The organism is Actinomyces bouchesdurhonensis, assembly GCF_963540955.1.
GTDB lineage: Bacteria > Actinomycetota > Actinomycetes > Actinomycetales > Actinomycetaceae > Pauljensenia > Pauljensenia bouchesdurhonensis.
In genome coordinates this window covers 1-13,297 of record NZ_CAUTSL010000062.1, presented here as the reverse complement: position 1 = coordinate 13,297, position 13,297 = coordinate 1, and the positions used below count along the sequence as shown (strand labels likewise).

The 13,297-nt window shown below is 62.6% G+C and carries 10 protein-coding genes; 8 read left to right on the top strand and 2 right to left on the bottom strand.

Annotated elements, in window-relative coordinates:
* Positions 1-247 precede the first annotated feature (247 nt).
* A complete protein-coding gene (gene pulA / locus RYL44_RS08950; protein WP_390883819.1) occupies positions 248-4,285 on the top strand; it encodes a pullulanase-type alpha-1,6-glucosidase in 4,038 nt (1,345 codons plus the stop codon).
* Positions 4,286-4,362: 77 nt separating this feature from the next.
* On the opposite strand, the gene RYL44_RS08945 is transcribed toward pulA, so the two are convergent.
* The gene (locus RYL44_RS08945; RefSeq protein ID WP_009647526.1) at positions 4,363-5,100 is read right to left on the bottom strand and encodes an IclR family transcriptional regulator; all 738 of its coding nucleotides are present in this window, start codon (positions 5,098-5,100) and stop codon (positions 4,363-4,365) included.
* A gap of 173 nt (positions 5,101-5,273) precedes the next feature.
* On the opposite strand from RYL44_RS08945, the gene leuC reads away from it, so the two are divergent.
* From leuC to RYL44_RS08920, 5 genes are all read left to right on the top strand, one after another.
* A complete protein-coding gene (gene leuC / locus RYL44_RS08940) occupies positions 5,274-6,674 on the top strand; it encodes a 3-isopropylmalate dehydratase large subunit (RefSeq protein ID WP_314975762.1) in 1,401 nt (466 codons plus the stop codon).
* Positions 6,675-6,748: 74 nt separating this feature from the next.
* On the top strand, positions 6,749-7,381 hold the full coding sequence (leuD, locus tag RYL44_RS08935; RefSeq protein ID WP_314975761.1) for a 3-isopropylmalate dehydratase small subunit: 633 nt from the start codon (positions 6,749-6,751) through the stop codon (positions 7,379-7,381).
* Between the two features lie 68 nt (positions 7,382-7,449).
* Positions 7,450-8,775, top strand: coding sequence for a UDP-N-acetylglucosamine 1-carboxyvinyltransferase (gene murA, locus RYL44_RS08930; RefSeq protein ID WP_073983060.1), 1,326 nt, complete (start codon positions 7,450-7,452; stop codon positions 8,773-8,775).
* A gap of 4 nt (positions 8,776-8,779) precedes the next feature.
* Entirely contained in the window at positions 8,780-9,748 is a 969-nt protein-coding gene (locus tag RYL44_RS08925; RefSeq protein WP_276739800.1) for a diacylglycerol/lipid kinase family protein, read from the top strand.
* Positions 9,749-9,860: 112 nt separating this feature from the next.
* Positions 9,861-10,637, top strand: coding sequence for a lysophospholipid acyltransferase family protein (locus tag RYL44_RS08920; protein ID WP_073983062.1), 777 nt, complete (start codon positions 9,861-9,863; stop codon positions 10,635-10,637).
* On the opposite strand, the gene RYL44_RS08915 is transcribed toward RYL44_RS08920, so the two are convergent.
* Positions 10,634-11,293, bottom strand: a complete 660-nt coding sequence (locus RYL44_RS08915) for an AMIN-like domain-containing (lipo)protein (protein WP_314975760.1) — start codon at positions 11,291-11,293, stop codon at positions 10,634-10,636. The genes RYL44_RS08920 and RYL44_RS08915 overlap by 4 nt on opposite strands.
* Positions 11,294-11,357: 64 nt before the next feature.
* Here RYL44_RS08915 and RYL44_RS08910 point away from each other — a divergent pair, with 64 nt between their 5' ends.
* Together RYL44_RS08910 and RYL44_RS08905 are read left to right on the top strand one after the other, a co-directional pair.
* Positions 11,358-12,377: an NAD(P)H-dependent glycerol-3-phosphate dehydrogenase gene (locus RYL44_RS08910; protein WP_073983063.1), complete on the top strand. Its 1,020-nt coding sequence runs from the start codon at positions 11,358-11,360 to the stop codon at positions 12,375-12,377.
* A 50-nt stretch (positions 12,378-12,427) separates the two neighbouring features.
* Positions 12,428-13,297 (top strand): D-alanine--D-alanine ligase family protein (locus RYL44_RS08905; protein ID WP_314975759.1); only part of this gene is annotated, 870 nt, incomplete at its 3' end.

Below are 13,297 nucleotides of genomic sequence, written 5' to 3'. Positions count from 1 at the left end.
GGACGACGCCCTCTCACGGCGTTAACACCGGTTCAAATCCGGTTGGGGGTACCACAGGCCTCGTCATCGGATAGGTGACGAGGTTTTTTATCTATCGCTTCCGCGTTTTTCCTTGTCCTTGATGGAAAACTGTTACTCGACGTTACTGACTGTCTAACCTAGGAACAGCCCCGACACGCGGGGATCATTTTGGACGAGGGAGTCTTTCGTGACATACCGACACAACAGGACGCTGATACGGCGAACTATGGGTGTGGGCGCCGCGCTCGCGCTGATGGGGGGCGCTCTCCCGACTGCCTGGGCTGAACCAGAGCAGGAATCGACAAACCAAGACGCGATTGCTCAGGCGGTCGATACTGGCGGGGTCGGATCGGGTGATAACCTCTTGGTGACAATCCCTGGTAACCATAACAAGGTAATGGGTTGTGATGCCGACTGGGCGCCCGAATGCGCCAAAGCAGCACTGAAGCGTGACGCGACCGGCATCTACACAGCCACATTTACCCTGCCCGCCGGCGACTACGAATACAAGGTCACAGAAGGAGGAACGTGGGATGTGTCCTTCGGCCAGGGCGGAGAACCCGGCGGCGCGAACATCGCCTACTCCCTCAAGGAAGAAACAGCTGTCACCTTCTACTACAACCATGCGACGCATCGCGTGTGGAACACAGCCACCGACCAGATGGTGACTCTGCCCGGTTCGATGCAAAAGGCCCTGGGCTGCTCGGACAACTGGAAACCCGAATGCCTGGCTCCGCTCATGGAACCGGTCGGCGGGGGAACCTACACTTACGCGACGACTGCGCTTCCCGAGGGCTCCTACGAACTCAAGGTTGCCATCGGTGGCTCATGGAACGAGAATTACGGGCAAGACGGCGCTGCTGGTGGCGCCAACTACCAGTTTGCAACGAAAGCGAACAATCTCGTGACTTTCACCTATGACTCGGCGACCCACAAGCTTGATATTGCGTCTTCCGATGTTCCGGTCGTGGGTTCGGGTGAGCAGCGTGCCTACTGGGTGAGCGCCAATATGCTGGCCTGGCCCACCTCGCTGCTGCCCCAAGGCGTGACGCGCGCCCAGGTTCTCGATGGTTCCGCGGCGCTCACCTATGAGCTGGTGACCGCCCCCGAGGGTGGCGCCTCTGTCGCGGAGGGCTCCGTCACAGGGGGCAACACCACGCCTCTGAGCGTCGTCGGTGACCTTCCCGCCGACGTCACCGCAGCTCACCCGAACCTGAACGGTTACATCGCTCTTGAGGCGCCTCTCGACGAGGCCGGCGCGGGTGAGGCACTCACCGGGCAGGTTGCGCTCGCACAGAAGAGCAACGGAGCCATTAACGCCTTCACAGGCGTGCAGATCGCGCCCGCCCTCGACTCCCTGTACGCCGCCAAGGCCACCCAGGCCTCGTACGGTGTGGGATGGAACGAGGGAGGAAGCCCGACCTTCGCGCTGTGGGCGCCCACCGCCAAGGACGTGACCCTGCTGTCGTGGAATACCAGCACCCCGCGCGGCGCCGATGACGAGATCGCCCAAGACCCCGTACGTACCCCGGCCACGCGTGACGACAGTGGCCGCTGGAGCGTCGACAACGCTGACGGTGCCATTAAGGAAGGCGCCCAATACCTGTGGGAGGTACGCGTCTACGTTCCCTCCACCGGCAAGGTCGAAACCAATCAAGTGACCGACCCATACTCTGTGGGCCTGACCGTCAATTCCACGCGCTCTGTGGCTGTCAACATGGACAACCCATCGATCGCTCCCTACGGATGGACGAGTAACAAGGCCCCGGTCATCGACAACGACGCGCAGCGCTCTATCTACGAGCTACACGTGCGCGACTTCTCGGCGAATGACAAGTCTGTACCCGAGAACATGCGCGGCACCTACATGGCGTTCACGCAATACCAGTCCAACGGGATGCGTCATCTGAGCGAACTGGCACGCGCCGGCATGAACACGGTGCACCTGCTGCCCACCTTCGACATTGCGACCATCCCAGAGAAGCGCTCTGACCAACAGGTGCCCGACATCCCAAAGGATGCCGGACCGGCGTCCGAAGAACAGCAAGCTGCAGTGTCCGAAGTCGCCGACCAAGACGCCTACAACTGGGGTTATGACCCATTGCACTGGATGGCCCCGGAGGGTTCCTACGCGACCGCGCCACACCAAAACGGCGGTGCGCGTATCCGCGAGTTCCGCTCCATGGTGGGCGGCCTGCACCATATCGGGCTGCAGGTCGTCCTCGACCAGGTCTACAACCATACCCCCGCGTCCGGGCAGGATTCGAACTCGGTGCTCGACCGCGTCGTCCCCGGCTACTACCAGCGCCTGAATGCCTCAGGTGGCGTCGAAACCTCGACGTGCTGCTCGAACGTCGCAACAGAGAACGCGATGAGTGAGCGCCTCATGATCGACTCGATGATCCACTGGGCGAAGTACTTCCACGTCGATGGCTTCCGCTTCGACCTGATGGGCCATCACCCGGCTGCGGCGATGAAACGCGCCAAGGAAGCCCTCTCGCAGCTGACTCTGGAGAAGGACGGCGTGGATGGATCACGCCTGTACATCTACGGCGAAGGCTGGAACTTCGGTGAAGTTGCCAATAACGCGTTGTTTACACAGGCCACGCAGGGGCAGCTCGACGGAACCGGTATCGGCTCGTTTAATGATCGTCTGCGTGACGCCGTCCACGGTGGCGGCCCCTTCGACGACGATCACCGTGTCTTCCAGGGATTTGGTTCAGGCGCTTTCTCCGACGAGAATGGACTCGATACACGCCCCGCGCAGGAGCGGCGTGCCGACTATCTCCACCGGGTTGACCTGGTGAAGCTGGGCCTGGTCGGAAACTTGAAGAACTACACGATGACGACATACGACGGTCAGACGGTATTGGGCATGAAGCTCGACTACAACGGGCAAGGCGCCGGCTTCGCATCCAGCCCGGTTGAAAACGTCAACTACGTGGATGCCCACGACAATGAGACGCTCTTCGACCTGGTGACCTACAAGATGCCGGCCAGCGCTCCGATGGAAAACCGTGTGCGCATGTCGTTGATGAGTCAGGCATCCGTCACTTTGTCGCAGTCACCCGCGTTCTGGGCATCCGGCACTGAGATGCTGCGTTCGAAGTCTTTGGACCGCGATTCCTTTAACTCGGGTGACCACTTCAACGCGATCGATTGGACGATGAAAGACAACGGTTTCGGTCGTGGCCTGCCCGTTAAATCTAAGAATGGCGCCGCGTGGGATCACATGCGCCCGCTGTTGGAGAATCCGGCTCTCAAGCCGACTCCGGAGGATATTGACACCTCGTCGGAAATCGCGATGGACTTCCTGCGTGTGCGCTCCTCGACGCGCCTGTTCACGTTGGGAACTCCCGAGCTCATCAACCAGAAGGTGACATTCCCGAACTCGGGCGAGGCAGCTGTCGACGGGACGATCATCATGCTCATTGATGACCAGGCCGGTGACGCGAACGACGTCGATCCTGCCCTTGATGGTGCTCTCGTCGTGTTCAATGCGACGGACAAGCCACTCAAGCAGCGCGTCGATGGCCTCGCAGGTCGTGTGTTCACGCTCCACGAGGCCCAGGCCACGGGTGCTGACGAGATCGTCAAGGGTGCTTCCTTTAACGGTAAGACGGGTGTCGTCGAGGTTCCGGCACGTACCGTCGCCGTATTCACGCAGGCGGCGGGGGACCGTGTCGGACCCGGTCCCATTCCGAGTGACGGAACCTGGGTTCACGCTGCGGACGGGCGTTGGTGGCTGAGCTACCCGGATGGCACTTTCCCGGCGAATGAGCGCATCGAATTGAACGGTGAGACCTACGCTTTTGACTCGGACGGCTGGATGAAGACCGGGTGGGACAAGGAAGACGGCGTGTGGCGCTACTACGCTCCATCGGGTGCGATGGCGAGAGGGTGGACCGCTACCGGCGGCTCCTGGTACTACCTGGATCGGGACTCGGGGTCCATGGTAATCGGTTGGCTCAACGATGATGGCACCTGGTACTACTTGAGCGGCAGCGGTGCGATGGTTACCGGCTGGCAGTACCTGGGTTCCGCCTGGTACTACCTGAGTGGCAGTGGCGCGATGGCCACCGGTTGGGTGAACCTGGGAGGAACCTGGTACTTCCTGAACGCTAGCGGCGAGATGGCCACTGGTTGGGTCAAGGACGGCGACAGTTGGTTCTTCTGCTATCAGTCAGGTGCGATGGCAACCGGACGCGTGGTCGTGGGGGGCACCCCCTACTCCTTCGACGCGAATGGACGTTGGATTCCCTGACGGGTGAGCGACACAATGTGAGCGGGCCGGGACGATTGAATCGTCCCGGCCCGCTCGCTTGTCCGTAGCCTTAAATTTTAGAGGTCAGCGGCGTCCTCGACGGTCGCGAGAAACTCTGAGAGACGGTTAGCTGCTGCCATCACGGATGGGCCGTGCTGGCGTCCTGGCTGGCGGCCCATGCGCTCAATGGGTCCTGAGATGGACAGGGCTGCCAGGACGCGGCCTGAGGGTCCGCGCACGGGTGCAGAGACGGAGGCGACGCCCGGTTCGCGTTCGCCCACGGACTGTGCCCAGCCGCGGCGACGCACCTCGGACAGCATGGTCGCGTTGAAGGATGCGCCGTACAGACCACGGTGAAGGCGGTCGGGTTCCTCCCAGGCCAGCAACACCTGGGCGGCGGATCCTGCGCTCATCGACAGCGTGGCACCCACGGGGATGGAATCGCGTAGGCCCATCTCGCGTTCGGAGGCTGCGACGCACACGCGGTAGTCTCCTTGGCGGCGGAAGAGCTGGGAGGATTCCTTCGTGTGGTCGCGTAGCGCTTGAAGGACAGGCATAGAGGCTTGGAGTAGGCGGTCCTCTCCGGCGGCGGAGGAGAGTTCCTGCAGGCGGGGACCCAGGATGAAACGTCCTTGCATGTCGCGGGCAACCATGCGGTGATATTCGAGGGCAACGGCTAGGCGGTGGGCGGTTGGGCGTGCAAGCCCAGTGCTGGTCACGAGTTGTGCGAGCGTCGCGGGTCCGGCTTCCAGAGCGCTGAGGACCAGCGCAGCCTTGTCGAGGACTCCGACGCCACTGGATGTTTGCTCTTCCATACAACTATTTAATATCTCATTTATTGAGATGGCAAACTGCCGGATAGTGAAACGCATCAAAGGAGCGTCCGAGAGGTGAGATCGGAACGGTTGTCAGGCGGTCAAGGCGTTTCCATTAGGGAATAACGCATGACTGACACCGCGTCTCCAAAGCGGAGACCAGAGGAGGACCAATGAGTGGAACGATGGCTGAAAAGGTGTGGCGCGACCACATCGTTTCCAAGGGCGAGAACGGCGCCCCCGACCTGCTGTACATCGACCTCCACCTGGTGCACGAGGTCACGAGTCCCCAGGCATTCGAGGGCCTACGCCTGGCTGGTCGCAAAGTTCGTCGTCCCGATCTGACGATCGCCACCGAGGACCACAACACGCCCACTGTCAACATCGACCAGCCTATCGCCGACATCACGAGCCGTACCCAGATCGACACCCTGCGCAAGAACGCGCAGGAGTTCGGCATCCGCCTGCACTCCCTGGGCGACGCTGACCAAGGCATCGTCCACGTCGTCGGCCCGCAGCTGGGCCTCACCCAGCCCGGCATGACGATCGTGTGCGGTGACTCCCACACCTCTACGCATGGCGCGTTTGGCGCGCTCGCCTTCGGCATTGGTACCAGCCAGGTCGAGCACGTGCTGGCCACCCAGACCCTGCCCATGGCCCCCTTCAAGACAATGGCAATCACCGTCAACGGCTCCCTTCCCGCGGGGTCAAGTGCGAAGGACATCATTCTCGCCGTCATCGCGAAGATCGGTACCGGCGGCGGTCAGGGCTACGTCCTGGAATACCGTGGCCAAGCGATCCGTGAACTCTCCATGGAGGGGCGCATGACCATCTGCAACATGTCGATCGAGGCAGGTGCCCGCGCCGGTATGATCGCGCCCGATCAGACGACCTTCGACTACATCAAGGGACGTCCTCACGCTCCCGAGGGCGAGGACTGGGACCGAGCCGTCAAATACTGGTCCTCCCTGGCCTCCGACGAGGACGCCGTTTTCGACGCTGAGGTCGTCCTCGAAGCCGCCGACATCGAACCCTTCGTGACCTGGGGCACCAACCCCGGTCAGGGCGTGCCCCTGTCCGCAACCGTCCCCGCCCCCGAGGACTTCACCGACGAAACCGCCCGCGCAGCAGCCGAGCGTGCCCTGGAATACATGGACCTTAAGGCCGGCACTCCGATGCGCGAAATCGCCGTCAACACTGTGTTCATCGGCAGCTGCACGAACGGTCGCATCGAAGACCTGCGCGCCGCCGCCGCCGTCGTCAAGGGCCGGCACAAGGCCGAGGGCGTGCGCGTCATGGTTGTTCCCGGCTCCGCCCGCGTGCGCCTCCAGGCCGAGGCCGAGGGCCTCGACACCATCTTCACTGACTTCGGCGCCGAATGGCGAAACGCCGGCTGCTCCATGTGCCTGGGTATGAACCCCGACACGATGAACGCGGGGGACCGCTCCGCCTCCACCTCGAACCGCAACTTTGAAGGCCGCCAGGGCAAAGGCAGCCGCACGCACCTGGTGTCCCCGCTCGTTGCAGCCGCCACCGCCGTGCGAGGCACCTTGTCCTCCCCGGCCGACCTCTGAGGCCCGCCCTCCCGCCACCCGACAGCGGGGAGGGCCCCGGCCTCGTCCCTACGCCAAGAAAAGACTGACGCACCATGGAAAAGTTCATTACACACACCGGCGTCGGCGTCCCGCTGCGCCGCTCCAACGTCGACACCGACCAGATCATCCCCGCCGTCTACTTGAAGCGCGTGACCCGCACCGGCTTCGAGGATGCCCTCTTCGCCGCGTGGAGAAACGACCCCGACTTCATCCTCAACCAGGAGGCCTACAAAAACGGCTCTGTCCTGGTCGCCGGCCCTGACTTCGGCACCGGCTCCTCCCGTGAGCACGCCGTGTGGGCACTCAAAGACTACGGATTCCGCGTCGTCCTGGCCCCCAAATTCGCCGACATTTTCCGCGGGAACTCCGGCAAGCAGGGCCTGGTCACCGGCATCATCTCCCAGGAGGACTGCGAGTCCCTGTGGAAGCTCCTCGAGACCGAGCCCGGCACCGAGGTCACCGTCTCCCTGGAGGACAAGACCTGGCGCGCCGGTGCGATGTCGGGCACCTTCCAGATCGACGACTACGTGCGCTGGACCCTCATGGAGGGCCTCGACGACATCGCCTTGACTCTGCGCCACGAAAAGGAAATCGAGGACTACGAAGCCGCACGCCCCGCCTTCAAACCACGCACGCTTCCAGCGAAATTTTTACCAAAGCAAGAGGTGGTATCCGCTCGCGACTGAACGCACCTCGCACACTGGCCCCTACCTAGCTAGAGTAGGGGCCAGTTACGTCATAGTGAGGAGCACTCATGTCATCCATCCTTCAGGTCGAAGGCGGCCATCCCCTCCGCGGCGAGATCACCGTGCGCGGTGCCAAGAACTTCGTGCCCAAAGCGATGGTTGCCTCGCTGCTGGCCGACACCCCCTCCGAGCTGTACAACGTGCCGCTCATTCGCGACACAGACGTGGTTTCTGACCTGCTGAGCCTGCACGGCGTGGCGATCGATTTCGATCAGGACCGCGGCACGCTGCGCATGGATACATCCAACGTGAAGGTTGCCTCTCGTTCCGACATCGACACGCTCGCTGGTGCTTCGCGCATCCCGATTCTCTTTTGTGGTCCGCTCCTGCACCAGCTGGGCGAGGCGTTCATTCCTGAACTGGGTGGCTGTGCCATCGGCGGTCGCCCCATCGACTTCCACCTCGATACGCTGCGCAAGTTCGGCGCGATTATCGACAAGCAGCCTGACGGCGTGCACATCAAGCGCCCTGCCTCCGGTCTTCGTGGCGCGATCATTGAGCTACCCTTCCCTTCCGTCGGTGCCACCGAGCAGACCCTGCTGACAGCTGTTCGCAACGAGGGCATCACGACCCTGAAGGGCGCGGCCATTGAACCCGAGATTCTCGACCTCATTAACGTCTTGCAGAAGATGGGCGCGATTATTTCAGTGGACACGGACCGAACGATCCGTATCGAGGGGGTGGACAAGCTCACCGGTTACCGTCACACGGCCCTGCCCGATCGCATCGAGGCCGCCTCGTGGGCCTCCGCCGCGTTGGCGACCCATGGTGACATCTATGTGCGCGGCGCCCGCCAGCCCGATATGACGACCTTCCTGAACACATTCCGCAAGGTGGGTGGTGCTTTCGACATTGACGCAGACGGTATTCGCTTTTACCATCCGGGTGAGCCGCTTCATTCGATTGCCTTGGAGACGGCGGTGCACCCGGGCTTCATGACTGACTGGCAGCAGCCTCTTGTTGTTGCGCTCACCCAGGCCGAGGGTTTGTCCATCGTGCACGAGACCGTGTACGAGAATCGTTTTGGCTTCACTGAGGCGCTGCGTAAGATGGGCGCGAACATTCAGGTCTACCGCGAATGCCTGGGTGGCACGCCCTGCCGCTTCGGTCAGAGGAACTACTACCATTCGGCCGTCATTTCGGGTCCGACTCCGCTGCATAGCGCGGATATTGAGGTTCCGGACCTGCGCGGCGGCTTCTCGCATTTGATTGCGGCGCTGGCTGCGTCGGGCACGTCCACCGTGTCGGGTATCGATGTGATTTCGCGCGGCTATGAGCATTTCACGCGCAAGCTCCATCAGTTGGATGCGCGCGTGAGCTACGTGGACAACTGACACGATGAGTGTGCGGGGAGCGCGACGGAGCATTCTGCTGCTGGTGTCGTCGATGTCGGCGGGTGGGCGCAGTGTGCGCTTGGGGCCGCGTATCGTGCGTATCTTGCGCGGGGGCGGCTGGGAGGTCGCTGTTCGGCTGACGACGCCGGGCGACGACCCGTCCGCGATCGCCGGCGGGGTGGGTGTCGATTCAATTGTTGGTGCACTTGGCGGGGATGGGTACCTGAGTGCGGTTGCGCGCGGGTGTCACGAGTCTGGCGCTTTGTTTGTTCCCATGCCCGGCGGGCGTGGTAACGATTTGTGCCGCGCCCTTCACGTTGGTACGGATCCTCTCGCTCGCGCTCGTGATCTTGCGCAGTTGGGTTTTGTTCATGCGTCGCGCGGGGACGAGGCCGGGGTTGGGATCTCTCGGTCGTGTTCCGATGGGCTGGAGGAGCGCGTGCGTCCCCTGGATGGCATGTGGGTGCGTTCGCGTGAGGGGGTGCGTCTCGCGCTCGGTATCGTGTCGATCGGCTTGGATGCTCGTGCGAACGTCCTCGCTAACGAGTCTTCTGTGACGTCTGGCCCGTTGGCGTACGGCTACGGGGCTTTTGCTGCATTGGCGTCGCACGAACCGGTTGACGTCGTGGCGACTGTTGATGGCCGTGAGCGCAACATGAGTGGGTGGATTGCGTCCGTGTCGAACTCGGGGTGTTTCGGTGGGGGCATTACTCTCGTGGATTCTTCAGACATGAGCGACGGTATTGTCGAGGTGTGTCACGTGGGGTCCTTGTCGGTCGTGCGGGCCCTACCGATTCTGGCTCGGGTGGTTGCCGGACGCGCGAAGAATCATCCTGCCATCGAGGTTGAGAGTGCGCGGGTGGTGTCTTTCGCTGCCCCTGAGGGCATGGTCGCCATGGCGGATGGTGACCGTGTTGCGTCGATTCCCTTCACGGTGGATGTGGCACCCGGGGTGGTGTCGGTCCTCGTGTGAGGCGTCGGTTTTCCCGTGGTCGCCTGCCAGGTGTGTGAGCTGCATTCGGTTGCTCGTTAACCTAGTGTTGGGGTTTTGCGTTGGAGGGCGGTGCTCCCATTAGAATTGAGCCATGAGTGCTGTCTCCGGCTTTTACGCTTTCGCCAAGGGTGTCTTGACGCCCATCATGACGCCCTGGATTAAGTTCACCGTGAGCGGTGAAGAGAACCTGCCCGCGCAGGGCGGCTACCTCCTGGTGCCGAACCACCTGTCGAACGTTGATCCGCTGTGCCTGTGCTGGTACTTCATGAAGCGTGACACTGCCGTTCGTTTTCTGGCGAAAAAGTCGATGTTTTCGGTGCCGGTGTTCGGGTGGATCATCAAGGGCATGGGTTTGATTCCCGTTAATCGCGATTCGAATCCTGCGGCTGTCTTGGCACCCACCCGTGATGCCCTGAGAGCGGGCGAGGTCGTCGGCATTTTCCCGGAGGGTACCCTCACGCGTGACCCTGACCAGTGGCCCATGCAGTTCAAGTCCGGTGCTGCCCGCCTGGCCCTGGACACGGGTGTTGCGGTTATCCCCGTGTCGCAGTGGGGGCCGCAGGCCATTATGGCTCCCTACAATGCCAAGGGCATGGATATGCGCCCGGGCCGCCGTGTTTCCTACCATTTCGGCGCACCTGTTGATCTGTCTGATCTGATGAGTCCTGCCGGGTCTGAGGACCATGATGCTGTCAACGAGGCGACGCGGCGCATCAGCGACGCTGTGCGCGCGGGCGTCGGGAAGCTGCGCGGCCTGCCCGTGCCTGAGAAGGTCTGGGATCCCGCGACTCAGGCCGGCCCCTGGTGGGAGGAAGTGCAGGCCAAGCGAGCCAAGAAGGCGAAGAAAGCCACCAAGCACAGAGGTTAGTGTCGAATATCAACAACTAGACGCACTGGATTGGTGAGGAAACCGATCTGGAACTGGCGCTGCGTGGGCGAACCGATAGCGATGTGCGTATTGTCCTCGAAGGTGCCATCGGAGACGATGTCGAGGTCGCCCGAGCGCGTGTGCTCGCCGCTCGGGTAGTTCCCTTTCGGTGAGGTTGCCGTCATCGGTGTGCCATCAATGATCAGTTCCAGCACGGCCGCCCCTTCGACTTCGATGGGTAGCCCCCGGCCCTGCTCGAGCACCTGGTCGCTCCACTGGGCCAGACGAATGCCGGGTGAGCCGTCGCCGTCAAACTCGAGCACGACGCGGGTGAAGCCCTCGTGGGAGGCTGCCCGGATCGCTGTCAGGACCAGCGCTTTGTCGGGGTCTTCGGCCCGCACGGGAGGCAGCATTGATACCGAGGACATCCAATTGTCCGCGTTGATCGGCCTGGTTGAGTCCAGGTCTGTTTCACCCGGCACGTTTGCTGTGCTCGATTGGGCATCCTCGGAAGGGGCGGGGGAGGGGACCTGAATGGACGAGGCCGGGGCGGGCCGTGCGGTCGGCTGCACCTGCGGGGACGCGGGCGTGCAGGCGGCGAGTGCGAGGATAGCGGCGGTGAACCCTGCGGCGGGAATGACACGACGGTGAGACAAAGCCCCTCCTTGGGGTGTGACGTTTTTCCCATCCTAGTAGACTGGGCCTGACAGGGAGGTCTCGATGAGTATGACAACAGCAGCGGTCCTGGGAACGGGAGCATGGGGAACGACGTTCGCTCAGGTACTCGCGGACGCTGGCGTGGAAGTCACTATGTGGGGGCGCAACGCCGACACTGTTTCGTTCATTAATGGGCGGGAAAACCCGTCCTATCTGCCGGGTATCACCCTTTCCGAGCGTATTTCGGCGACCAGTGACATTGCCGATGCTGTTGAGGGAAAGCCCCTCGTGGTGGTCGCTGTGCCGGTTAAAGCGGTCCGTCGAACGTTGGAGTCCGCCCGGGATTATTTGGCTCCCGAGGTCGTATTGCTTTCTTTAGCCAAGGGCCTCGAGCTGGGGACGTTGCGGCGTGTGGATGAGATTATTGCCGACGCTTCCGGCGTCCCCGGGAGGCGCATCGCGGTCCTGTCTGGCCCGAATCTCTCGCGCGAAATCGCTGATCGGCAGCCCACTGCGACGGTTGTCGCTTCGGGCGACGTGGAACTCGCCAAGGAGATTGCCAGGACGTGTCACAACCCCTATTTCCGTCCCTACGTCTCCACGGATGTCGTGGGCACGGAGATGGCGGGTGCCACGAAGAACGTTATCGCCGTTGCTATTGGTGCCGCCGAAGGTATGGGGTTGGGACTCAACACGCGTTCGACGCTCATCACCCGCGGCCTTGCGGAAATGACCAGGCTCGGTACGGCGCTCGGAGCGGATCCTGCGACCTTCGCCGGTCTGTCCGGCATCGGTGACCTGGTCGCCACCTGCTCCTCGCGTCTGTCCCGTAACTTCTCGCTGGGGCATCGGCTGGGATCGGGCATGAGCATGGCCGAGGCCATGGCGCTGTCTCCGGGTGTCGTCGAGGGCGTCGCGTCGGCTGGGCCGATCCTCCAGGTGGCTGCCTCTGTCGGCGTCGATATGCCGATTACGGGTGCCGTCGTCGAGGTCGTCGAGGGGCGTGCCACGATCGAGGACATGGGACGTATGCTGCTTGCACGCCCGCAGAAGATGGATGGGTGGAAGATCGAACTGGTTTAAAAAGCACACGCGCGGGCGGGGAAAGCATGACGCGCGGTAGGCTTAGACTCATGACTGCACCTTCACGCCCCCGCGTCCTCATTGTGTTCGGTGGACGCTCCTCAGAGCACGAAATCTCCTGTGCGACTGCCGCCGGTATCCTCACCGCCATCGACCGCACCAAGTGGGATGTGATCCCCTTGGGAATTACGCGCGATGGCCAATGGGTGCGTGTTGCCGACGATCCGTCTGCCCTGACATTCAAGGATGGGAAGGGACAGTCGATTACTGCTGGATCCACCCGCGTCGCCTTGACCCCCGGTGAAGGTAACCTCGTTGAACTCACCTACGATGGCGACCCTGATGCTTGCGACTCCCGCGTCGTCGGTGTGGAGGATCTGGGTCACGTCGACATCGTTTTTCCGCTCCTGCACGGCCCCTATGGCGAGGACGGCACCATTCAAGGTCTCTTTGAGATGGCTGGAGCGCGCTACGTCGGCTGCGGTGTCACCTCCTCGGCAATCTCCATGGACAAACACCTGACCAAGACCGTTTTGGCGGCCGCTGGTATTGACGTGGGCCGCTGGGTTCTGGTGACTGCGCGTCAATGGGAAACAGATCCCGCTTCGTGCATGGACCGCATTGAACGCCTCGGCTTCCCTGTCTTCGTCAAGCCCTGCCGCGCCGGCTCCTCCGTGGGTATCTCGCGCGTGACCTGCCGCGAGGACCTACCCGTGGCTATCAAGGAGGCCGCGAACCACGACCCGCGCGTCATCGTCGAGGCCTCCATCTCGGGCCGCGAGGTCGAGTGCGGCGTGCTGGGCTCGCGTCACGACTGGCGCAGCGGCACCGCGCCCCTGGGCGAGATCGTCGTCCCCGAGGGCGAGTTCTACGACTACGAGCACAAGTACGTGGACGATGTCGTCGGCCTGTCCTGCCCG

Excerpts from the sequence above, each read along its gene's own strand:
- pulA (WP_390883819.1), top strand. The coding sequence starts at position 248 with ATGGGTGTGGGCGCCGCGCTCGCGCTGATGGGGGGCGCTCTCCCGACT.
- RYL44_RS08945 (WP_009647526.1), bottom strand. The coding sequence starts at position 5,100 with ATGGAAGAGCAAACATCCAGTGGCGTCGGAGTCCTCGACAAGGCTGCG.
- leuC (WP_314975762.1), top strand. The coding sequence starts at position 5,274 with ATGAGTGGAACGATGGCTGAAAAGGTGTGGCGCGACCACATCGTTTCC.
- leuD (WP_314975761.1), top strand. The coding sequence starts at position 6,749 with ATGGAAAAGTTCATTACACACACCGGCGTCGGCGTCCCGCTGCGCCGC.
- murA (WP_073983060.1), top strand. The coding sequence starts at position 7,450 with ATGTCATCCATCCTTCAGGTCGAAGGCGGCCATCCCCTCCGCGGCGAG.
- RYL44_RS08925 (WP_276739800.1), top strand. The coding sequence starts at position 8,780 with ATGAGTGTGCGGGGAGCGCGACGGAGCATTCTGCTGCTGGTGTCGTCG.
- RYL44_RS08920 (WP_073983062.1), top strand. The coding sequence starts at position 9,861 with ATGAGTGCTGTCTCCGGCTTTTACGCTTTCGCCAAGGGTGTCTTGACG.
- RYL44_RS08910 (WP_073983063.1), top strand. The coding sequence starts at position 11,358 with ATGAGTATGACAACAGCAGCGGTCCTGGGAACGGGAGCATGGGGAACG.